Source organism: Zymomonas mobilis subsp. mobilis ATCC 10988 (genome assembly GCF_000175255.2).
Taxonomy (GTDB): domain Bacteria; phylum Pseudomonadota; class Alphaproteobacteria; order Sphingomonadales; family Sphingomonadaceae; genus Zymomonas; species Zymomonas mobilis.
The window spans coordinates 1,149,844-1,171,390 of record NC_017262.1; the positions used below are offsets into that span (position 1 = coordinate 1,149,844).

Consider the following 21,547-nt stretch of genomic DNA (forward strand, 5'->3'; position numbering starts at 1 on the left):
AAACGTTAATGGCAAATAGGTTAAGCAAAACGCGTCTTTTGCGGCATGTTGCAGTCAGCTGTCTTTGTGCTTTTTCAGTCGCATCATGCAATATGGCAAAAGAAAATAAGCCGAAAACCCCGCTTATCGGAGAACGCACTCCTATTCTTATGACCGAGAATGGGGTTGAGATTGATTCCGGCTTGGCATCTGTTCCGGTAACCGTTCCCGATGCCTTTTTGAATGACACATGGGAACAGCCGGGCGGTAATGCTGAAAAATCCATGGGGCATTTGGAACTTGGTAAAGCGACGAAACGGCTTTGGCAGGCGCATATCGGCGGAGGAAGCACCCGCGCCCGTATGGCCTCGGGGCCTGTGATCTCGGATGGTCGCTTATATGTTGTTGATACGCACGCCCATCTTTATGCCTTTGATGCTGATAGCGGAAAGCTACTTTGGAAAAAAATGGTCGGTGACGGCCATGATATTATCAAAAATATTCCGACTGGCGATGAAGATGAAGAGCCGTTACCCGCTCCCAATCGTTCAGATAAGCAGGCTTATGCTCTCTGGGAAAGAGCCGAAAAGATCAGAATAAAAAACAAGAAGCCTCGCCGAGGAAGCTCGAATAGTGCCGCTTTATTTGGTGGCGGTGTTAGTGTTGATGGTGATCGTTTGTTTGCGACTTCCGGTATTGGTGATGTGGCGGCCTTCGATGCCAAAACGGGTAAACAACTTTGGGTTAAACGTCCCGGCGGTCCTGTGAGGGGCGCTCCCGGTGTTGGTCTTGGCAATGTCTATGTGATTTCTCGCGATAACCAGATATTCGCTCTTTCCGAAGATACCGGAGAGCTGAAATGGTCTGATGCGGCGACTTTAGAAACAACCGCCATTTTTGGGGCGGCTGCGCCCTCTATTGCCCATGGTACGGTTATTGCCGGATTCTCTTCCGGCGAATTAAGCGCTTATCGTTACGAAAATGGTTACGAGGTTTGGCAGGATGCTTTATCTCGCACCAGTATTTCTACCACGGTTGGTAGTTTATCCGATATCAACGCTTTCCCTGTTATTGATTCCGGCCATGTTTATGCCGTCGGACAAGGTGGCCGAATGGTCGCTGTCGATTTGTTCATGGGGCAGCGTTTATGGGAACTCAATATATCCGGATTTTCAACGCCTTGGGTCGTTGGGCAATGGATATTTGTTGTAACGATGGATGCGAAATTACTCGCCATTCAACGCTCAAATGGTCATATCCGCTGGATGAGTGAATTAAAGGCTTGGGCTAATCCATCCAAGAAAACAGGCCCCATTAACTGGAATGGTCCTGTTCTTGCCGGAGGACGGCTGATTCTGACCAATAACCGTGGAGAATTGATCGAAGTTGATCCAGCCGATGGTCAAATGATTTCCAGACGTCGCCTTGGTCTGCCTATGGTTGTAACCCCTGTTGTCGCTCGCAATAATTTATATTTATTGGGAGAAAATGGTCAGTTACAGGCATGGCACTAATGCATAGTAAAATTACATTACTTCCCCGTTATTTTAGTGAGCCTTTGCTCTCAATAGGAAAATAATATGCCAAGCGTTGCCATTATTGGCCGCCCGAATGTCGGAAAATCCACTTTATTCAATAGATTGGTTGGGAAAAGGCTCGCTCTGGTGGATGATCGTCCGGGCGTTACCCGCGATCGTCGTGAGGGCGATGCCGAACTTATCGGAATGCCTTTTCGGGTTATTGATACGGCTGGTTTTGAAGATGAAGACCCAGCCAGCTTACCCGGCAGAATGCGCGTTCAGACTGAAGCTGCCGTTAAAGAATGCGATGTCGCCTTATTCGTCATTGATGCGCGACAGGGCATAACCCCTCTTGATGAGGAAATTGCCCGCTGGTTAAGAGCTTTAGGAAAACCAATTATTGTTCTTGCCAATAAATGCGAAGGCAAGGGCGGTGAATCCGGGCTATTGGAAGCCTATTCTTTGGGGTTCGGTGAACCTCTGCCTTTCTCTGCCGAGCATGGTGAAGGGCTGGTAGGCCTATTTCAAGCATTAAGGCCCTTTGTCGAAGGCTATTCGCTTGAAGAGGACACCTCTTCGGAAGATGAAGACGAAGAGAAAAGCGAAGAAGAAATTGACCTGTCGCCTTTGCAGTTGGCGATTGTCGGTCGTCCTAATGCCGGTAAATCAACGCTTATCAATCGCTTGATTGGCGTTGACCGTATGATTACGGGGCCGGAAGCCGGTATTACTCGCGATTCAATTGCAATTGACTGGTCATGGCAAGGACGGCCTGTCCGTTTAATTGACACAGCAGGACTTCGTAAGAAAGCTCGTGTTGTTGATAAGATGGAACGTCTGTCTGTGATGGATACTTTCCGTACGATTGACTATGCGGAAGTTGTCGTCTTGTTGCTGGATGGCACCCAAGGTCTTGAAGGGCAAGATTTGCGTATTGCAGATCGTGTTCTTGAAGAAGGGCGCAGTCTGATTATTGCTATCAATAAATGGGATATGGTCGAAAACCCGTCAGCCTTTTTGCAGGCTATCAGGGAAGGGCTGAATGATGGTCTGGCACAGGTCAAGGGTGTCCCACTTATTACGATTTCGGCATTGACCGGACGGGGTGTTGATCCTTTATTAAAAGCTGCTTTTGAGACTAGAAAAGCATGGAGCCATCGTGTTTCGACCGGTCAACTTAATCGTTGGCTAACCCGTGCAATTGCGCATCATGCGCCCCCAGCACCGGGCGGTAAACGTATCAAATTACGCTATTTAACCCAGATCAAGACACGGCCTCCGACGTTTGTTTTATTCGGAACCCGTGTGGATCAATTACCGACCAGTTATGAACGCTATTTAATCAATAGCCTTCGGTCTGATCTTGATTTTGGTTCAGTGCCTATTCGGTTACATTTCCGATCACCCGAAAATCCATTCGATTAATATCAAAAAAAAGCTTCCTGAGAAATCAGGAAGCTTTTTTTCTAGCTTGGTTTTGAAACGAAATTAAGCGAGGCCGATAATTTCGTTATCTTCATTGATATCGATATTTTCGGCGGCGGGATGACGCGGTAAGCCCGGCATCGTCATGATATTACCGGAAATAGCGACAATGAAGCCAGCACCGGCATTCAGGCGCACTTCTCTAATCGGGAAGATATGGCCAGTCGGCGCATTCTTGGCTTTCGGATCTGCCGAGAAGGAAGATTGCGTTTTTGCAATACAAACGGGCAAATCACCAAAGCCCTGTTCTTCAAAACTTTTCAGTTTCTTGAGAACGGCACCCTGCGGCACAACTTCACCTGCGCGATAGATTTCTTTGGCGATCGTTTCGATCTTCTTCCAAAGCGGCATTTCGTCAGGATAGAGAAGGCGGAAAGAATCTTCCTTCGGTGCATCCAAGATAGCCGACAATTTACGAGCCAAATCTTCGGCACCCGCACCACCATCAGTGAAATGGGTGCAGACAGCAGAATCAAGACCGATTGAGGCGCAAAGATCCTGAAGTTTGTCTAATTCAGCTTCAGTATCGCTATGGAAGCGGTTGATAGCGACTACCGTTTTAACACCGAATTTGGCAAGATTTTCAGCATGACGGGCGAGATTGGCAAAGCCGGTTTCAAGCGCTGCAATATTCTCGTTTTTCAAATCAGCCAAGGCAACCCCACCATGCATCTTCAATGCACGGATTGTGGCAACCAGAACGACTGCATCCGGTTCAAGATTGGCCTGACGGCATTTGATGTCGAAGAATTTTTCGGCACCAAGGTCAGCACCAAAGCCAGCTTCGGTAATCGCAATATCACCAAGATACAACGCGGCTTTCGTTGCAATCAGGGAGTTACAACCATGAGCAATATTCGCGAAAGGCCCGCCATGAATAAGCGCAGGATTACCTTCCAAGGTCTGCACAAGATTCGGCTGTAAAGCATCTTTCAAAAGGGCTGTCATTGCGCCAGCGGCTTTAATCTTGGCGGCTGCGACTGGATTATGATCGTTATCTTCACCGATAATGATTCTTTCCAGACGGCTACGAAGATCTTTCAGATCTGAAGCAAGGCAAAGAATGGCCATAACTTCCGAAGCAACGCTGATATCGAAACCACCTTCGCGCGGATAGCCATTAGCCTTCCCACCAAGACCGATAACCATATTCCGAAGCATCCGGTCATTCATATCAATGACCCGACGGAAGGTAATGCTGTTACGATCCATAACAGGCTCATTGCCCCAATGGACGTGATTATCAATCATTGCGGCCAGAAGGTCATGCGCGGAAGTGATGGCATGAAAATCACCCGTGAAATGCAAATTGATGCGTTCCATCGGAACGACCTGTGCATAACCACCACCGGCAGCCCCACCTTTAACGCCAAAGCAAGGACCTAAAGACGGTTCACGCAGACAGATAACAGCTTTTTTCCCGATCCGGTTAAAAGCATCACCAAGGCCAACCGTTGTTGTGGTTTTACCTTCACCGGCAGGGGTCGGGGTAATGGCGCTTACCAGAACCAGTTTACCGCGAGGTTTGGATGATAGGCTGTTCAGATATTCCCCATCAAGCTTGGCGATGGTATGCCCATAAGACAAAACAGATTCATCAGGAATATTCAGGCGGCCAGCAATCTCGGTAATCGGTTTTAAGGTTGCGGCTCTAGCGATTTCGATATCGCTCAGCATATGAATTCTCTCCAAAAGCAAAAGTAAATTTAGCGAGAAGTGTAAAAAGATAGATAACAGCTATCTGTTCTTAGCCGCTATTTAAGGCAATAAAATATATAACGAAATAAGGTTTTTTAGATATATTTTTTTCAAAAATATTAAACAATTATATTACAAGGTGAAAAAATATTATGCTGATCTTTTTAAGATAGGATAAGCGCCTTTTCTCCAATATAAGAGCCGCCATAGTTGTATAAAACAGGGTTGGAACCTGCTGGGTTTATCAACTCTGTTGCCGGAAAATTATCCTTCATTATACGCTATGTCGGTAACAGCCTTAAAGGAATGAGGCCTGATCTTTTCTATTCTGAGGTCGGGTAAGGTTGTTCTGATTTTAACCGATACATGAAGTCTTAAGTTAAATTCTACAGTTGGAAATCAAGGAATATGGATAGCAAAAAACTGCCGGATTCCGGCTCTTTTGTTGGTGAAGGAAAAGAGGCTTTCGAAATTGAGATAGCATCTAGCGGTGAAGTTATTCCGGTTACATCTGACCAAACAATTGCAGATGCCTTGGAAAAAGCAGGTATCGAAACGGTCATCGCCTGTGAAGAGGGCGTTTGCGGGGCTTGCATGGTCGGATTGGTCTCGGGGGAAGCTGATCATCGTGACCATATCCAGTCAGAAGAAGAAAAAGCCCAGAATAAAGAAATCGCTATTTGTTGTTCGCGCGCCCGTTCTGCCCGTTTAGTTCTGGATCTCTAGTAATTTCATTCGACAGTGATCAGTTTTTTGTGAAGGGCAGAATTTTAAAAAAATTGCAGATTCAGATGCTTGATATTATAAATTTTTAAACAAAAAATGAAATTTTCTGGGAAAAATACCTAATTATGATCAGAAAGCTGGATGATTTTGATATCAAAATTTTAGACCTGCTTCAGCATGATGCCACTGCGACTATGGCTGAATTATCAGAGAAAACAGGTCTGTCAGCGAATGCATGTTGGCGTCGTATCCGGCTTTTAGAAGCGGATGGTGTTATCAAAAATCGCGTCACTTTGCTTGATCCCCAGAAAATCGGGCTTGGTATTACAGTGTTCGTCTGTATCCGCTGTGCGGAACATTCCCAAGATTGGTTGGATAACTTTCTGCAAATCGTCAATGAATCGCCGGAAGTGATAGAGTTTTATCGTTTGGCAGGGGACATTGACTATCTTTTGAAGTTACAGGTCGCGAGCATTAGTGAATATGATCGTCTTTATAAAAAGCTGGTCAGCCGTGTGAAGCTGACGGATGTAAGTGCTATTTTTTCCATGGAAGAACTAAAACATAGCACAATTCTGCCTTTGCCAGAAACTTCAGATAAGGCAGAGCGCAAAGTCTAATATTCTTCGATTAGACGGCCGTCATGTAAGGTAACGATCCTATCCATCTTGCGAGCCATAGCCATATTATGGGTCGCTATGATAGCGGCAGAACCTTGGCGGCGCACTAGTCTTAAAAATTCATGCAGCACAATATCACCGGTAGCTTCATCGAGATTGCCTGTAGGTTCATCGGCTAGAACCAAGGCTGGACGATTGGCTAAAGCGCGTGCCACGGCTACCCGTTGTTGCTCACCCCCTGATAGTTGGGAAGGGTAATGTTTTAGACGTTCTTCCAGTTTTAAAGAGTTGAGCAAAAAATGGGCGTGCTCTTTAGCCTGATGCGAAGATTTTCCCTGAATGAGTTGGGGAAGCATCACATTTTCTAAAGCTGAAAAATCAGGCAGCAAGTGATGAAATTGGTACACAAAACCAAGATGATCGCGCCGAATAGCAGTGCGCTCTTTATCATTCAAAGAGCCGATTTCCTGCCCCAGAATATTGATGGAGCCTGTAAATCCATTTTCCAGAAGACCAATCGCTTGCAGAAAAGTCGATTTCCCTGCCCCAGAAGGTCCCAAAAGCGCTAAAATTTCACCTCGCCTGACGATCAGATCAATCCCGCGCAAAATCTGGATTTCATGTTCGCCCTGTTTGAATGCTCTTTGAAGATCGGTTACTTCAATAACATTATTATAGGATAGCGGGCTATTCATAGCGCAAGACCTCAACCGGATCAGTGCTGGCGGCCTTCCATGCAGGATAAAGCGTAAAGAGGAAGCTGGAACCAATAGACAAGGCAATGATGCCAATGACCTCAATCAGATCGACCCGCGCCGGAAGTTCGGTAATAATGCGGATCGAAGGGTCCCATAAATTCTGGCCGCTGAAATATTGAATGGCATTGACCAAGGGCTGACGGAAATAAAGGATCACAAAGGCTAGGATAACACCTGCCAAGGTTCCCAAGCTGCCGATGGCTAATCCCACCGCCATAAAGATTTTCAGCATGGCGATGCGGGAGGCACCCATTGTCCTTAGAATAGCGATATCTCTGTTTTTGGCGCGAACCAGCATAATCAGAGAAGACAAGATATTGAATGCGGCCACGAGAATAATCAGAGCCAAAATCCAGAACATCACGACGCGTTCAACGGATAACGCCTGAAACAGGCTGGCATTCATATTGCGCCAATCCTGTAAGACCCCGACATTGGCGACTCTGTCTTTTAACGGATCGAGTATTTGTCCTACACGATCGGCGTTATTGGTTTTAATCTCGATAATACCAACCGTATCATTCATCATCAGCAGGGTCTGTGCATCAGAAAGCGGCATAATCACGAAGGCTTTATCGTAATCATACACACCGACTTCAAATATCGCAGCGACCCTGTAAGACACAATCCTTGGCACTGTCCCAAAGGGTGTTGTTTGTCCTGCGGGGGATATAAGACTGATATCATCGCCCGCATGGATACCAAGCTGTTCAGCTAACCGAATACCTATAATAACATTGTTTGAACCCGCTTTTAATTCGTTGAGATGACCTTCTCGAATATTTGAACGGATGAGATTGTTATTATTAACGTCGTTTAAAGCCATCCCCCTTAATAAAACGCCTTCAACACGACCCGCATGGGTCGCCATCAGAGGTTGTTCAATAAGAGGAATGGCACTGGTTACACCCGGCGTCTTTCTTGTGGCTTCAAGGATAGGTCGCCAATTCGCAAGCTCGCCATTATAGCCTTGAATCACGGCATGGCCGTTAATGCCTACGATTTTATCAAATAATTCCGCCCTGAACCCGTTCATGACGCTCATCACAATGATGAGAGCGGCGACCCCTAAAGTAACAGCCAAAAGGCTAATAGAGGCCACCAAAAATATGAACGCTTCGCCCTTGCCCGGTAAAAGGTATCTTCTGGCTATTATTCGTTCATAGGCGGAAAGAATCATCGTTGCTGATGACCTGCCGTAAGAAGATTGAAGGCATCTTCAACAGAAATAGTCTGCTTTTCACCACTTGCGCGGTTTTTCAACTCGACAACGCCTTTTTCAGCACCTTTGGGGCCAATAACAACCTGCCAAGGCAGACCGATCAGATCCATGGTAGCAAATTTGGCACCGCCTCTTTCGTTACGGTCATCGTAAAGGGTATCAATGCCTGCGGCTTCCAAACGTTGATAGAGAGAATCCGCAATCGCCCGACAATTTTCGTCATCAATTCTAAGATTGATAAGACCGACATGATAAGGGGCGACGGCCTCTGGCCAGATAATGCCGTTATCGTCATGGCTGGCTTCGATAATGGCACCCAAAAGGCGGGAAATACCAATGCCATAGCTGCCCATCTGGATCGGAATTGGTTTTCCATCGGGGCCGGGGAGGGTGAATCCCATCGGTTTTGAATATTTTGTGCCAAAGAAGAAAATATGGCCGACTTCGATACCGCGCGACTGGCGCAATTTGTCGCCTGCTTGTGCTTCTCTTAAAGGATCACGCTTTTCATCTGTAGCGGCATAATCAGAGATATGATCGTTAACGATACTTTGAAGGGCTTTGGGATCATCGAAATCAGCTTCGATATGGCGGGTCGGCTGTTCCCAATTGCTATGATAGAAAACATCGCTTTCGCCATTTGGAGCAAGAACGATAAATTCGTGCGATAAATCACCACCGATAGGCCCAGTATCAGCCTGCATCGGGATAGCTCTTAACCCAAGGCGTGAAAAGCTGTTCAAATAAGCGACGAACATCCGGTTATAATTGTGACGACCAGCCGTTTCATCGATATCGAAGCTGTAAGCATCTTTCATCAGGAATTCGCGGCCACGCATCACACCGAAACGTGGGCGGACTTCATCGCGGAATTTCCATTGAATATGATAGAAAATGCGCGGCAGATCGCGATAGCTTTGCAGATTATCGCGAATAAGTGCAGTAATCATTTCTTCGTTGGTCGGACCATACAGTAATTCGCGATTATGTCTGTCCTTGATACGCAGCATTTCAGGGCCATAAGCATCATACCGGCCAGATTCACGCCACAGATCAGCCGTTTGAAGCGTCGGCATCAATAATTCAAGCGCCCCAGCCCGAGCTTGTTCTTCGCGGATAATTTTTTCAATCCGGCGCAAAACCCGCAGTCCCAAGGGAAGCCATGCATAAATACCGGCAGCCGTCTGGCGAATCATACCAGCTCTTAGCATGAGTTTGTGGCTGATAATCTGGGCATCAGCCGGCGTTTCTTTCATCACAGGAAGAAAATAACGGGATAAGCGCATAGGATAAAAACTTCATCTGTCATAAAAAGGTTATTTTTAATGCTTGTAAATGTCAGAACCCGTTGCTGCAACTGAACTTTTTCTTTTTCAATCAACTTTAATGATGAAAAAAATACAAAAGAAGTTTTTATCAAAAGAACGGGATAGGGGGATTTTGGTAGCCGTTTTTCTTACAAGACAAAAATGAGAGAGTGGTTCGCAACTAATGTTGCATCTATAACACATTTCTCGCCCATTTTAGCACAGACATGAAAAGCACGATGACAAGATCGCAGAAGTCGCATAGCCTTCAATACAGGCCTTAATTCAAGGGGGATTGGTCTAAAAGACTAAAGTCTTTTTATGATTCTTTCGGGGGGAAGTAATCAAAAGACTATATGTCGAGCAAGGGGGTTGACGCTTACCGTCACGCGAGACGCCCGGGTTTTTACCCGGGCGTTTTTTTATGCAAAAAAGGCCATCAATTTTTTGATGGCCTTTTGCTTTTCTTAAACCAGGCGGCTTTGTTTCAAGGCCGCTGCAACAAAATCAGAAAAGAGAGGATGCGGATCAAAAGGTTTGGATTTTAATTCCGGATGGAATTGAACACCAATAAACCATGGATGATCTGGCCGCTCCACAATTTCAGGAAGCAATCCATCAGGCGACATACCTGAAAAGACCAGACCGCCTTTTTCCAAAGGCTCTTTATAATGAATATTGACTTCGTAACGATGACGATGCCGTTCAGTAATTTCCCGACTATTATAAATTTCGGCAACCTGACTGCCTGCTTTTAAAACGGCCGGATAGGCACCCAAACGCATCGTTCCACCAAGGTCACCATCCGCCGCACGCTCTTCGCGTTCGCCATCGCGTTCCCATTCGGTAATCAGGCCGATAACCGGTTCTTCTGACGGACCAAATTCACTACTGGAGGCCTTTTTAAGGCCAGCGGTATTCCGCGCGCCTTCGATGCAAGCCATCTGCATACCGAGGCAAATACCAAAGAAAGGCACTTTGTGTTCGCGAGCAAATTTGACAGCCGCAATTTTACCTTCTGATCCGCGTTCTCCGAATCCGCCCGGAACCAAAATAGCATGGAGGGAGGAAAGGGCTTCTGCGGCTTCGGGATTATTGCCTTCAAACATTTCAGCATCAAGCCAAACAATATTGACCTTTACCCGATTGGCAATGCCACCATGAACCAAGGCTTCATGCAAAGATTTATAGGCATCCTGTAAGCCGACATATTTCCCGACAACACCAATGGTCACTTCGCCTTCTGGGTTCGCCAGACGATCGGAAATTTCTTTCCAGCGATGCAGATCAAGGGGCGTCTCAATATTGAGGCCAAAAGCTGACAAAACAGCTTTATCCAGACCTTCTGCATGATAATGCAGCGGCACATCATAAATGCTTTTAGCATCCAAAGCCGGAATAACCGCTTCTTTCGGGACATTACAGAAAAGAGCGATTTTTGATCTTTCGCTATCCGGCAAAGGATGTTCGGTGCGACAAACCAAAACATCGGGTTGGATACCAAAGCTGGTCAGATCACGGACACTATGCTGTGTCGGTTTGGTTTTTAACTCTCCAGCCGCTGCGATGTAAGGCACCAAGGTAAGATGCACAAAAACCACATTACCCCGACCGAGGTCATTTTTTAATTGCCGGATGGCTTCGATGAAAGGCAAGGATTCAATATCCCCGACCGTGCCACCGATTTCACATAAGACAAAATCAAGATCATCTGTATCGTCACGTGCGAAATCTTTGATCGCATCGGTGACATGTGGGATGACCTGAACCGTTGCCCCTAAATAGTCGCCGCGCCGTTCTTTGGCGATGATATTCTGATAAATACGTCCAGAGGTGATATTATCAGAACGACGAGAAGGTACGCCGGAAAATCTTTCGTAATGTCCAAGATCAAGATCCGTTTCAGCACCATCATCGGTGACATAAACTTCACCATGCTGATAGGGGCTCATCGTGCCCGGATCGACATTAAGATAAGGATCGAATTTACGGATACGGACTCTAAAGCCTCGTTCCTGTAACAAAGCAGCTAAACTGGCCGCCATCAGACCTTTGCCAAGGGATGACACCACACCGCCGGTGATAAATATAAACCGCGCCATGGGAGTAAATGCCTAAAACTGAGAGGGATAAAAAAGCAAGCGAAGAATATAAAAATTTATCGATAACGAAAAATTCATCACTGGCAGAAGCGTTAAATAACCGCTGTTGCAGCCTTTTAACTTTCTACCAGTTCAATATTATTGATGCGGAGTAGTCGCCGGTTGATCTGCCAAAGGCACCGAAGAAGGCTTCGGCTGTGCTGGTTGGGCGGGCGCTGTTTGCTGTGCTACCGGTTTATGCGCGAGTGAAGTATCAATCTGAGGCGCTGTATTCTGAACACTAGCCAAGGCGGCAAGTGCGATAGACAAAACAACAAACAAGACGGCCAGAGCCCCCGTCGCACGGGTCAAAAAATTGGCTGCCCCGCTGGCTGACATCAATCCACCCGGATTTGAGCCACCGGTTATTCCGCTGCCTTCTGACTGTTGCATCAGAATAACAGTGACAAGCGCCGCTGCGACCAAGGCCTGAACGACTATAAGAATAGTAAACAACATCAGGAAAGTATTCTCCGGCAAAAATAATGCTGTCAGTGATGGTGCCGAATGGCCGAAAACCATCTTCAATAAGCTGACAACACGTTAGGTCAGGCTATCCGGTTATTGAAAACGGGCTTTCTGGGATTCAGTATCCAAGACTGTCAATATAGAGACTGAAACAAGCTCTAGCGAAAGGGCGCGTTTTCTTCAACTATCCATAGCCTTCTGCCGCAGATAATTCGAGAGGCGAGGTAAACAGGTTGCGGCTAGGCCAAACGTCCCCCAGCTTCAATGATAGGAACAAATTGTTCTGCGGTAAGGCTGGCGCCACCGACAAGAGTTCCATTGACATCTGGAATGGCCATCAATTCTTCGGCATTTTTGCCGGTAACAGAGCCTCCATATAAGATGCGGACCTTCTTCCCTTCGCTTCCCAATAACAAGCACAAGCGGTCACGAATCGAGGCATGCATTTCGGCAATGCTTTCAGGCGGTGGGGTATTACCCGTTCCGATAGCCCAGATGGGTTCATAGGCAACAACTAGATTATCGCTGGTGGCATCGGGCGGAATACAGCCATCCAGCTGCGCCCCGATAATAGGCAAAGCCTGACCCGATGCGTGGGCAGCACGGGACTCGCCAATACAGACAATCGTCACAAGGCCATTGGCTATCGCCGTTGTCGTTTTTGCCCGGATCTCTTCATTGGTTTCATTCTGTTCAATACGTCTTTCGCTATGGCCAACGATGACATAACTTGCACCGACTTCACGGAGCATCGGTGCCGAAACACAGCCGGTATGCGAACCACTTTCATCATAATGGCAATCTTGCGCCCCGAAGGTCATATCGGGTTGCCGCACAATAGCGGGCGCTATCAGCGTGAAGGATGGACAAATCACAACATCAAGTTCTGGATGGTTAAAGGTTGCCTTGGCGATCCCGTCCAGTTCGTGCAACATGCCTAAAGAACCGTTCATTTTCCAATTGCCGGCGATGAGCTTGCGTATTGTCATGAGCCTATTCCTTCATATCGCCTTATATCTACAATCATTGTCTTCTTAAAACAGGCTTATGCCGTGATGGAATAAATGAGGTAAATAAAAAACGTGCTGACAATTTCAATTTTTGTCGTCACAGTTAATAACCTTTCTAGCAAAAAGGTAATGCCTTGAATATTTTTTATCAGAAGCAACAACTATTTTTGCTAAAAAGTGGATTTCATGCGATAGAGATAGCTTCTTTAACGCCGGTCTGTTTATCGTTGGCTTGATGCAAAGCCAAGGTCAGATTATGGCATCGTGTTTATTATAATTTTTTCGGGATATCCGATGTTTGCTTTTTTTCGCCGTATGACCAAAAACGGCTTTGCTATGCTTCTTTTCGGTATCGTCATTCTCGCCTTTATTTTTACGGGGGCGTTAGGCGGTTTTAGCCGTTTTGGCGGAAGTGGAAGTAGTGATAAAGACGGAGGAACCATAGCAAAGATTGGAAAGAGGAAACTTTCCGCTTCCGAAGCCTATGATTATATCCGTCGTGACTATTTGGCTGTGCGCCAACAAAATCCTTCTATTGATGCGATGACCTTTGTTGCCAGTGGCGGCATTGGTAAAGCCATCAGCGGATATATCGCTGCCAAATCCATGAGCGAATGGGCTAAAAATAATGGTATCGGGGTCAGCCAAAAAATGGTTGATGGTGAAATTGCCAGTATTCCGGTTTTTATCGGTGCCAATGGTAAATTTGACCAGAAGTTATTCGATGCTGTCTTAGCTCAACAGCATATGACAGCTGATCAGCTTCGCTCCGATATTGCGGAAGATATGGTGCGGCGGCAGATTTTAATCCCGATTGTTGCGGGATTAAAAACGCCTAACGCAATGGCTGAACCCTTTGCCCGTATGCTGATACAGCGCCATGAAGGCATGATTCTGGCTATCCCGACAACGGTTATGCCGCCATCCGATAAAGCACCGGATGACAAGGCTATTGCCGATTTTTATAAATCCCATATCGAACGCTACACCTTGCCGGAACAGCGCGTTATTCGTTACGCATTAGTCAAACCGGATGAGGTTAAACCGACCGAAGTCCAGATCGCTGATTACTTTAAAAGTCATGCAAGCGAATATGCGGCAACTGAAAAGCGTGATTTAAGCCAGATTATTCTGCCCGATAAAGCAGCGGCAGAAGCTTTATTGGCCAAAATTCATGGCGGTTTGAATTTTGTCGCTGCTGCCAAAACGGTCGGATTCTCCAGCGAAGATATTCGCCTTGGCGCTTTGTCAAAAGAGCAATATTCAGAAAAAGCTTCTCCCGAAGCGGCCAATGCCGCTTTCTCTCTGGGGGATGGAGCCGTCAGTAATGTCCTCCATTCGCCTTTGGGATGGCATATTGTTCATGTTGATAAAATTGAACGCAAACCGGCGGCCACTTTGGATCAGATGCGGGGCGAAATCACGCGCCAGCTTTCTGAAAGTCTGACTTCAAAGGCAATGACAGCCAAGATTAACCGGATTCAGGATAATATTTCTAACGGAAACGGTTTTTCCGACATTGCTCATAAAGAAAAGCTGGAGGTTGTTCAGACGGCACCGCTTCGCCGTGATGCCAGTGATGATCAAATCGTTAAAAGTCTGGTTACCCCTGCTTTTGAAAGCGGAAAAAACAGCGAGCCTTTTGTTGCAACCATTACGGCTGACAAACTCTATGCGCTTGCAATGGTCGATCATGTGATTGCACCAGCCGCACAACCGCTTGAGAAAGTTAAGAATCAGGTGGTAATGGATATTCGCCATAGTGAAATGGTCGAAAAATCTCGCAAGCTGGCTGACGATCTTTTGAAAAAAGCCAAATCGGGCGTGCCTTTTGCTCAGTTAGCTGCGCAGGCCGGTGTTAAATTACCTCCGGTAACGCCTCTGGCTTTCCGTCAGCTTGACTTAAGCCGTTTCCAGCAATCTTTACCGCCAGCAATTATCCGTTTCTTTGAGCTGAAGCCGGGTGAAGTCGCTTTGATCCCTGCGCCCGATGAAAGCGGTTGGATGCTGATGAAGATGGAACGTCTCGTCAGCTCTGATCCTTCCAAGGAAGCCGGATTAACGGCAGCTGTTCAAAACCAGTTTCAAAATATGATGACGGGTGACATTGCAGAGCAGTTCTCGAATGCGGTTATGCAGAAATCTCCTGCTGAAATTGATCAGGCAGCGGCTGTTCAGTTAGAAAAACGCTTTCTTAGCAGCGGCGGGAGCGCAGCACAGTGAAACCCAGAATAACAATCGAGAAAGAAAATAACGGACAGGACAGCGATAAAGAAGCGCTGGAAAAACTAAAGCAAGGCAAAGCAGCCTTGCTTTGGCGGAAACGTATCACGGATATTGATACGCCTGTTGGCGTTATGCTGCGCGCGCATCAGTCAGGGCGCGGCGACTTCTTGCTAGAATCGGTTGAGGGCGGAAGCAATCGGGGGCGCTATTCTTTTATCGGCCTTGCGCCTGATCTCGTTTTTAAAGCTGTTGGAGATAAGGCAGAAATCAACCGCAACTGGTTACAAAATCATGATGATTTTTCTCCGGTTGAGGGCGATTCTTTATCGGCAATGCGCCAACTGGTTGCCTCTTGCCAGATGGATATTCCATCCGAGCTGCCTTCTTCTATTAGCAGTTTGGTCGGCTATTTCTCTTATGAGACGGTCGGCCTTGTCGAGAAGCTTCCAAAGCCGAAATTTGACCCTTTGAATGTGCCTGATATGCTTTTTGTCAGGCCAACGCTATTTCTGGTTTTCGATCAGGTAACTGATGCGCTTTATATGATCGCACCTGTCTGGCCAGACGGTGCAGGAAGCCCAGAAGAAAAAGTGGCCACGGCCTTGGAGGCTATCCAGAATATCACGGATATTCTGAAGGAACCGATTCCATCCTTGCCTGCTGTCAAAGTCGATCAGCTGCCTGAAATCAAGCGGGCAATGCCTCCCAAAGCCTATGAAGATATTGTTGTTCAGGCCAAGGAATATATTAAGGCGGGCGATATTTTCCAGATCGTTCCGGCACAGCGTTTTACGGTAGATTTTCCTTTACCACCGATGGCGCTTTATCGCTCCTTGCGTCGGATCAATCCGTCTCCATTCCTCTATTTCCTTGATTTTCCGGGATTCTCTTTGGTTGGTTCCAGCCCTGAAATCTTGGTCAAGCTACAAGATGGAGAGGTCACAATCCGGCCATTGGCTGGCACCAGACCGAGAGGCCGTAACAGTTTCGAAGATCAGACCTTGCGCGAATCTTTGTTAAAAGATCCCAAGGAAAGGGCTGAACATTTAATGCTGTTAGATCTTGGTCGAAATGATGTCGGTCGGGTTTCTCAAGCGGGCAGCGTCAAGGTTACCGATTCCTTTAGTATCGAATATTACAGCCATGTGATGCATGTGGTTTCAAATGTGGTCGGTAAAATCAGGCCGGATAAAGACGCGCTTGATGCGCTTTTTGCAGGTTTCCCTGCTGGCACCGTTTCAGGCGCGCCGAAAGTTCGGGCATGTGAAATTATTGCGGAATTAGAACCCGAGACCCGTGGACCTTATTCTGGTGGCGTCGGTTATTTCTCACCTAATGGTGATATGGATAGCTGTATCGTTCTAAGAACGGCTATTTTGAAAGACGGTGTTCTGCATATAAAAGCGGGTGCAGGTATTGTTGCAGATAGTGATCCTGCCTCGGAACAACGGGAATGTGAAGCCAAAGCAGGCGCTTTAATCGCTGCGGCGCAAGATGCCTTTACCCAAAACGATATTCTGCTGAAACAATCAGCTAAGGCCTAAAAACTAAAGATAAAAAACGGGAATAAATTTCCCGTTTTTTATTTGTAGCCGTGATGTCGTGACAGTCTTTTCTCTGCTGTCAGAGAAGCAATCGTCTTTATTTGCTGGGCGTTATAACCGTGATGGTTCAGCTGTCTTTCCAGATGGCGATGATCTTCTTTGCGGGCGTGGGCGAAAGCAAAAGAGCGCAGCGCTTCAAGTTTTTCATCTGCCAAATTTTTGGGCGGCTCGATACCCGTCATCCAATGCCAGAATCGCCGAAGACCATTGGGTTTTTTGGTGGCTTTTTTATACGTTTTCCGGTGTTTTAACTTGGCTTCTCTTAACCCCAGATAGATAACATCCCATTCGAGCTGACTGAAATGTCCCGTAGCTAAGGGCGCTTTTTGATCTGTATTATGGTCGATTAGCCATTTTTCAGATGTATTTACAGCAGAGAATATCTTCTTTTTATCGTCTTGGATTATCATAACACCCTTCTACAATCAGTATCAGCCATGCGTGACAAGAGAGTATCCGGAAGGCCGATTGAGGCTAGATTCCCTTTTATAAAGGGGGATTCCTTACCACAATATTTATCAAAAAGGTAAAATAATGCCTTTCTGCCAATCTTGCCGCATTTTATGCCAATTTTTAAGGGATAAACAGCTTTTTTCCTTGTCAATAAGGTCACCATGTTGAACAGACAGGTTCCTGTAAATGGACAAGTAAAGTGAAACGGCCATGCGCCATCTGCCTGATTTTGAAGCTTGGGCTATCTTTGCCAAAGTGGCTGAATCAAATTCTTTTTCAAAGGCAGCCTTAGCTCTGGGGTTGTCAAAAGGGACGGTATCAAAAGCGATTTCCCGACTTGAAGAAAGGATGGGAACCTCTCTTCTTCATAGAACCTCCCGCCATTTATCTTTGACGGAAAGCGGGCGCGTCGCTTTGACACGTGCGACTCATTTATTGGAAGAAGGTGAAGCGATTGAAGCGGAAGTTTCTGAAGATGCCAATAATCCTTATGGTGTCGTCAGGATCGCATCGCCTATTTCTTTTGGTATTCAGGCTTTGGGACCCATTCTTCCTGAATTTCTGGCGGAATATCCTCGGGTCGGTATTGATCTTCATTTAAGCGATTCCAGAGTCGATGTTATCGCCGAAGGCTTTGATATCGCTTTAAGAATGGGTGATCTTCCAGATTCTTCTTTGCGGGCCCGGCGTTTATTTTCAATTCGCCGACCTGTTGTGGCATCACGTGCCTATTTGGATCGTCATGGCCGCCCAACGCATCCACGCGAATTAAGCCAACATGAAGTTATTATTTATTCCCATATCGAGCATCCCCATATCTGGCGCTTTTCTCATCCAGAAGAGGGGCGGGTAGAGGTCAAGGTGGATGGCCGTGTTCATGTCGATAATGGTGATGTGGCCATGGGGCCTTTGCTGTCAGGAATCGGCATTGCTTGCCAACCGGAATTTTTTATCTGGCAAGCGTTGAGGGATGGCGTTTTAGAAGAATTATTCCCTGAATGGACGATACCGCCTTACGGGATGTTTCTTTTGACCCCACCAGGACGGGCGCGTCCGGCAAGGGTGCGGGCATTACTTGGCTTTTTAGCCCAGCGTTTCCAGAAAGCTCCTTGGGTTGTCGGAAAAATGGAACGCCATTGGTGGAATGAATTGCATCCTCCCTTCGAGTAAAGGCCATAAAATATGGCCTTTCTTACTCGATCGGGAGGTTATTTGTTTGGGTAACGTAAGCGACCCAATAAGCGGGAAAATGAAAATTTGCTGTCTTCTGAACGTTTGAACCAGCTTTTAATTTTATGAACTTTCATAAAATTCCCGATCCGTCTGGCTAGAAACTGGCGGGTATTAGCGAGTTCGGGATCTTTATCATCAAGATAGACGTATAAAGTCGCCATATAAATGGCATCCAGTGATAAACGGCGGGTGTAATAGGAAAAATCAGTCGATTTATCGCCTGCCAGTTTCCAGATCAGATCAGCTGCATGCCAGCTAAGCTGGGATGAATGAGGAACATGGCTTGGCATTACCAAAATGCTTAAGGCACGCCGCAGCGCCTCACGATAGGGTTGCATGATTTCGAGGCGCGCCATAATCAAAGCCTGAATTTTGTCTCTGACCCGCATGTCATCCAATGACAGGCTTTCGACCTTTTCAATCAGAGCTTTGTCGACAGAGTCAAACCACGCATCTATCATCTGAATACGGCCGTCATGAAAGGCTAGTCTAGCTCTCTCAATCGGAATTTTATGCTGGTAAGCGGCTAAAGCCAGAGCCTGATCGCTCCAACCATCAAAGGCTACATGTTCGGGAAGGCTTGGAGCAATGGCTTGTCTTATTTCATCCAAGGTCATTTCATCGGGATTGCTGCCCGACGGAGAGGAATCTGTCATAATAATCCTTCACAGCCAAGAGGATGTCTCTTTAATTGAATAAAGTGACCTTTGTAATACTGCTATTACTAGAAAAAAGGTCAACATATTAGCGGTGAATTTTAGATGAAGTTTTTCATGACAGTCAGAGTAAAATGACAGATGTTATCAGAAAGATCGGGCGGCCTGCCGTCTTTATTATAAGACAACAGGCACTATCCCTTTCAGATTTAAGATAATTTTTTCTTGAGATTGAACATGGTAATAGCCGCCTTGGCTGCATCACCACCCTTGTTTTTTTGTTGAGGATCAGCGCGAACCAAGGCCTGCTGTTCATTTTCGACGGTCAAAATACCGTTACCGATCACTAAACCATCTAAAGTCAAAGCCATAACGCCACGGGCGCTTTCTGAAGCGACGATCTCGAAATGATAGGTTTCGCCCCGAATAACCACGCCTAAAGCGACAAAGGCATCATAAAGACCGGTATCAGATGCCATAGTAATGGCTGCCGGAATTTCGAGCGCGCCCGGCACCGTAATGACTTCACATTCGTGACCAGCTTCTTCAATGGCCTGTTTGGCACCTTGAATCAGCATATCATTCAAATGGCTATAGAAACGTGCTTCGACAATTAAGAATTTAGCCATTTCAGGCTCCTTCGGTAATAGGCTGTTCGCCCGTTATGTTAAGGCCATATCCAGCCAAGGCTACAGGCATATGGTGGCTGTTCGTCAGAAGAATCATATCTCTGACCCCCAATTCCGCCAGAATTTGTGCGCCTATACCATAATCGCGGTGAATCGTTTCCTGATTTCGGCTGGCAGCCCATACAGAGCTTTTATCGGCACTATTTTCCTGTGAACGTTGAACAAGAACAACGACACCAGCCCCTTTCTTTGCAATGATTTCCATCGAACGGGATAAAAGCTGCTGCCTAGAGCCTGTTTGACCCAGCATATCCGTAAAAGGATCAATGGCGTGCATCCGAACAAGGGTCGGTTCATCAGCTGAAATCTGTCCTTTGACCAAGGCCAAGGATTCGCTGCCGGTCGCTTTGTTTCTGAAACGGATGGCTTGCCAATCACCGCCATAAAGGCTGTTGAAAGATTTTTCTTCTATCAACTCGACATTATTATCATGTTCGCGCCGCCATGCGATCAAATCGCGGATGGTGCCTATCTTGATATTATGTCTTTGAGCAAAAGTGACCAGATCATCAAGACGAGCCATTGTCCCGTCTTCTTTCATCACTTCACAGATAACACCGGAAGCATTTAATCCAGCCAAACGTGCAATATCAACAGCGGCTTCCGTATGTCCCGCCCTGACCAGAACGCCGCCCGATTTTGCGGCTAAGGGGAAAACATGACCTGGGGTTACGATGTCTTCTGCACCGCGAGAACTGTCGATAGCAACTGCAATGGTTCTTGCCCTGTCGCCAGCAGAAATGCCTGTTGTAACACCTTCTTTGGCTTCAATCGAAACGGTGAAAGCCGTTTGCAGAGGCGCGTTATTCTCGCGTGACATCGGGGCTAGACCCAAACTAGTTACGCGCTCTTTAGTCATGGCGAGGCAGACCAATCCTCGTCCATGCGTCGCCATAAAATTGATGGCTGCCGGTGTTGCCATCTGTGCCGGAATAATCAGATCGCCTTCATTTTCACGATCTTCATCATCAACCAGAATAAATATTCGACCATTCCGTGCTTCTTCGATCAGCTCTTCAACCGAAGATAGAAAAGGATGCCGTTTGGTCGATCCTTTTACAATAGGGGTGTTCTTACTCATACCGCGACATTTCCTAAAGCATTCATTCTGGCAAGATAGCGCGAGAGAACATCAATTTCGATATTGACAAAATCACCGGCTTTCAGATCGCCCAGCGTGGTTTTTTCGGCGGTGTGAGGAATGATGTTGATAGAAAACAGCACTTTGCCATCGACATCTTTAACTTCGTTCACCGTAAGTGATACGCCGTCGAGAGAGACTGATCCTTTTTCTGCAATATGCGGGGCGACTTCGGGGCCAGCTTCAATCAGAAAATTATGGGAGTCACCGACCGCCGTAATCGAAACAACTTTACCAATGCCATCGACATGACCTGTAACGATATGGCCGCCCAATTCATCGCCTATTTTTAAGGCACGTTCCAGATTAAGTTTTTGGCCTTTTTCCCAGCGTCCCGGTGCCGTGCGGGAAACAGATTCGCCAGAAACGGTAACCTCAAACCAGTTGCGAGGCGTTGTCCCTTTGTCAACCACGGTCAGACAAACACCGGAACAGGCGATAGAGGAACCGGTAGGAACGGTATCCATAGGATATTCTGTTGCAATACGAATGCGGCGATCGCCTTCCTGCGTAACAGAAGTAATCTCGCCAATATCGGTAACAATGCCGGTGAACATGGGGTAAGCTCCGTTCCTGTGAAGGGTAATAAAATTATTTTATATATTGTTTTT

The 21,547-nt window shown here is 46.6% G+C and carries 19 protein-coding genes; 7 read left to right on the forward strand and 12 right to left on the reverse strand.

The genetic code is table 11. The annotated features are described in order from the left end of the window. The first annotated feature begins 8 nt into the window (after window positions 1-8). Entirely contained in the window at window positions 9-1,493 is a 1,485-nt protein-coding gene (locus ZMOB_RS05085) for an outer membrane protein assembly factor BamB family protein (protein WP_014500815.1), read from the forward strand. Between the two features lie 66 nt (window positions 1,494-1,559). Then, window positions 1,560-2,924, forward strand: a complete 1,365-nt coding sequence (gene der, locus ZMOB_RS05090; protein WP_014500816.1) for a ribosome biogenesis GTPase Der — start codon at window positions 1,560-1,562, stop codon at window positions 2,922-2,924. Window positions 2,925-2,987: 63 nt separating this feature from the next. Here the strand turns inward: der and ZMOB_RS05095 are convergent, their stop codons facing one another. Then, entirely contained in the window at window positions 2,988-4,661 is a 1,674-nt protein-coding gene (locus ZMOB_RS05095; RefSeq protein WP_014500817.1) for a formate--tetrahydrofolate ligase, read from the reverse strand. Window positions 4,662-5,090: 429 nt separating this feature from the next. Between ZMOB_RS05095 and ZMOB_RS05100 the strand changes: the two genes are divergently transcribed. After that, window positions 5,091-5,408: a 2Fe-2S iron-sulfur cluster-binding protein gene (locus tag ZMOB_RS05100; RefSeq protein WP_011240365.1), complete on the forward strand. Its 318-nt coding sequence runs from the start codon at window positions 5,091-5,093 to the stop codon at window positions 5,406-5,408. Between the two features lie 125 nt (window positions 5,409-5,533). After that, entirely contained in the window at window positions 5,534-6,028 is a 495-nt protein-coding gene (locus tag ZMOB_RS05105) for an Lrp/AsnC family transcriptional regulator (protein ID WP_014500818.1), read from the forward strand. On the opposite strand, the gene ZMOB_RS05110 is transcribed toward ZMOB_RS05105, so the two are convergent. The 6 genes from ZMOB_RS05110 to tpiA form a co-directional block, all read right to left on the reverse strand. After that, window positions 6,025-6,723: an ABC transporter ATP-binding protein gene (locus tag ZMOB_RS05110; protein ID WP_014500819.1), complete on the reverse strand. Its 699-nt coding sequence runs from the start codon at window positions 6,721-6,723 to the stop codon at window positions 6,025-6,027. The genes ZMOB_RS05105 and ZMOB_RS05110 overlap by 4 nt on opposite strands. Further along, window positions 6,716-7,966: a lipoprotein-releasing ABC transporter permease subunit gene (locus tag ZMOB_RS05115; protein ID WP_014500820.1), complete on the reverse strand. Its 1,251-nt coding sequence runs from the start codon at window positions 7,964-7,966 to the stop codon at window positions 6,716-6,718. The genes ZMOB_RS05110 and ZMOB_RS05115 overlap by 8 nt, the downstream gene beginning before the upstream one ends. Next, the gene (gene proS, locus ZMOB_RS05120) at window positions 7,963-9,294 is read right to left on the reverse strand and encodes a proline--tRNA ligase (protein WP_012817305.1); all 1,332 of its coding nucleotides are present in this window, start codon (window positions 9,292-9,294) and stop codon (window positions 7,963-7,965) included. Before proS ends, ZMOB_RS05115 begins: the two co-directional genes overlap by 4 nt. Window positions 9,295-9,782: 488 nt before the next feature. After that, window positions 9,783-11,417: a CTP synthase gene (gene pyrG / locus ZMOB_RS05125; RefSeq protein WP_011240370.1), complete on the reverse strand. Its 1,635-nt coding sequence runs from the start codon at window positions 11,415-11,417 to the stop codon at window positions 9,783-9,785. 138 nt (window positions 11,418-11,555) lie between these two features. Continuing rightward, window positions 11,556-11,915, reverse strand: coding sequence for a preprotein translocase subunit SecG (gene secG / locus ZMOB_RS05130; RefSeq protein WP_014500821.1), 360 nt, complete (start codon window positions 11,913-11,915; stop codon window positions 11,556-11,558). A 248-nt stretch (window positions 11,916-12,163) separates the two neighbouring features. After that, window positions 12,164-12,913 (reverse strand): triose-phosphate isomerase, encoded by a 750-nt coding sequence (gene tpiA, locus ZMOB_RS05135; RefSeq protein WP_011240372.1) that lies wholly within the window; start codon window positions 12,911-12,913, stop codon window positions 12,164-12,166. Window positions 12,914-13,228: 315 nt separating this feature from the next. Here tpiA and ZMOB_RS05140 point away from each other — a divergent pair, with 315 nt between their 5' ends. Beyond that, on the forward strand, window positions 13,229-15,157 hold the full coding sequence (locus ZMOB_RS05140; protein ID WP_014500822.1) for a peptidylprolyl isomerase: 1,929 nt from the start codon (window positions 13,229-13,231) through the stop codon (window positions 15,155-15,157). After that, complete coding sequence (gene trpE, locus ZMOB_RS05145) at window positions 15,154-16,704, forward strand: anthranilate synthase component I (protein WP_014500823.1); 1,551 nt, start codon at window positions 15,154-15,156, stop codon at window positions 16,702-16,704. Before ZMOB_RS05140 ends, trpE begins: the two co-directional genes overlap by 4 nt. A gap of 38 nt (window positions 16,705-16,742) precedes the next feature. Here the strand turns inward: trpE and ZMOB_RS05150 are convergent, their stop codons facing one another. Then, window positions 16,743-17,174, reverse strand: coding sequence for a hypothetical protein (locus tag ZMOB_RS05150; RefSeq protein ID WP_014500824.1), 432 nt, complete (start codon window positions 17,172-17,174; stop codon window positions 16,743-16,745). A 253-nt stretch (window positions 17,175-17,427) separates the two neighbouring features. Here ZMOB_RS05150 and ZMOB_RS05155 point away from each other — a divergent pair, with 253 nt between their 5' ends. Further along, window positions 17,428-18,387, forward strand: coding sequence for a LysR family transcriptional regulator (locus ZMOB_RS05155; protein ID WP_011240376.1), 960 nt, complete (start codon window positions 17,428-17,430; stop codon window positions 18,385-18,387). 38 nt (window positions 18,388-18,425) lie between these two features. Here ZMOB_RS05155 and ZMOB_RS05160 read toward each other — a convergent pair whose 3' ends face one another. The 4 genes from ZMOB_RS05160 to ZMOB_RS05175 all read right to left on the reverse strand — a co-directional run bounded on the left by ZMOB_RS05160 (window position 18,426) and on the right by ZMOB_RS05175 (window position 21,493). Then, window positions 18,426-19,106, reverse strand: coding sequence for a COQ9 family protein (locus ZMOB_RS05160; RefSeq protein WP_014500825.1), 681 nt, complete (start codon window positions 19,104-19,106; stop codon window positions 18,426-18,428). Between the two features lie 209 nt (window positions 19,107-19,315). Continuing rightward, the gene (ribH, locus tag ZMOB_RS05165) at window positions 19,316-19,735 is read right to left on the reverse strand and encodes a 6,7-dimethyl-8-ribityllumazine synthase (protein ID WP_011240378.1); all 420 of its coding nucleotides are present in this window, start codon (window positions 19,733-19,735) and stop codon (window positions 19,316-19,318) included. Window position 19,736: 1 nt separating this feature from the next. After that, window positions 19,737-20,876, reverse strand: a complete 1,140-nt coding sequence (gene ribB, locus ZMOB_RS05170) for a 3,4-dihydroxy-2-butanone-4-phosphate synthase (RefSeq protein WP_011240379.1) — start codon at window positions 20,874-20,876, stop codon at window positions 19,737-19,739. Continuing rightward, window positions 20,873-21,493 (reverse strand): riboflavin synthase, encoded by a 621-nt coding sequence (locus ZMOB_RS05175; RefSeq protein WP_011240380.1) that lies wholly within the window; start codon window positions 21,491-21,493, stop codon window positions 20,873-20,875. Before ZMOB_RS05175 ends, ribB begins: the two co-directional genes overlap by 4 nt. Window positions 21,494-21,547: the final 54 nt, after the last annotated feature.

Excerpts from the sequence above, each read along its gene's own strand:
- pyrG (WP_011240370.1), bottom strand. The coding sequence starts at position 11,417 with ATGGCGCGGTTTATATTTATCACCGGCGGTGTGGTGTCATCCCTTGGC.
- tpiA (WP_011240372.1), bottom strand. The coding sequence starts at position 12,913 with ATGACAATACGCAAGCTCATCGCCGGCAATTGGAAAATGAACGGTTCT.
- proS (WP_012817305.1), bottom strand. The coding sequence starts at position 9,294 with ATGCGCTTATCCCGTTATTTTCTTCCTGTGATGAAAGAAACGCCGGCT.
- ZMOB_RS05155 (WP_011240376.1), top strand. The coding sequence starts at position 17,428 with ATGCGCCATCTGCCTGATTTTGAAGCTTGGGCTATCTTTGCCAAAGTG.
- ZMOB_RS05160 (WP_014500825.1), bottom strand. The coding sequence starts at position 19,106 with ATGACAGATTCCTCTCCGTCGGGCAGCAATCCCGATGAAATGACCTTG.
- ribH (WP_011240378.1), bottom strand. The coding sequence starts at position 19,735 with ATGGCTAAATTCTTAATTGTCGAAGCACGTTTCTATAGCCATTTGAAT.
- ZMOB_RS05085 (WP_014500815.1), top strand. The coding sequence starts at position 9 with ATGGCAAATAGGTTAAGCAAAACGCGTCTTTTGCGGCATGTTGCAGTC.
- ZMOB_RS05105 (WP_014500818.1), top strand. The coding sequence starts at position 5,534 with ATGATCAGAAAGCTGGATGATTTTGATATCAAAATTTTAGACCTGCTT.
- secG (WP_014500821.1), bottom strand. The coding sequence starts at position 11,915 with ATGTTGTTTACTATTCTTATAGTCGTTCAGGCCTTGGTCGCAGCGGCG.
- ZMOB_RS05175 (WP_011240380.1), bottom strand. The coding sequence starts at position 21,493 with ATGTTCACCGGCATTGTTACCGATATTGGCGAGATTACTTCTGTTACG.
- ZMOB_RS05100 (WP_011240365.1), top strand. The coding sequence starts at position 5,091 with ATGGATAGCAAAAAACTGCCGGATTCCGGCTCTTTTGTTGGTGAAGGA.
- ZMOB_RS05115 (WP_014500820.1), bottom strand. The coding sequence starts at position 7,966 with ATGATTCTTTCCGCCTATGAACGAATAATAGCCAGAAGATACCTTTTA.
- ribB (WP_011240379.1), bottom strand. The coding sequence starts at position 20,876 with ATGAGTAAGAACACCCCTATTGTAAAAGGATCGACCAAACGGCATCCT.
- ZMOB_RS05110 (WP_014500819.1), bottom strand. The coding sequence starts at position 6,723 with ATGAATAGCCCGCTATCCTATAATAATGTTATTGAAGTAACCGATCTT.
- ZMOB_RS05150 (WP_014500824.1), bottom strand. The coding sequence starts at position 17,174 with ATGATAATCCAAGACGATAAAAAGAAGATATTCTCTGCTGTAAATACA.
- ZMOB_RS05095 (WP_014500817.1), bottom strand. The coding sequence starts at position 4,661 with ATGCTGAGCGATATCGAAATCGCTAGAGCCGCAACCTTAAAACCGATT.
- ZMOB_RS05140 (WP_014500822.1), top strand. The coding sequence starts at position 13,229 with ATGTTTGCTTTTTTTCGCCGTATGACCAAAAACGGCTTTGCTATGCTT.
- der (WP_014500816.1), top strand. The coding sequence starts at position 1,560 with ATGCCAAGCGTTGCCATTATTGGCCGCCCGAATGTCGGAAAATCCACT.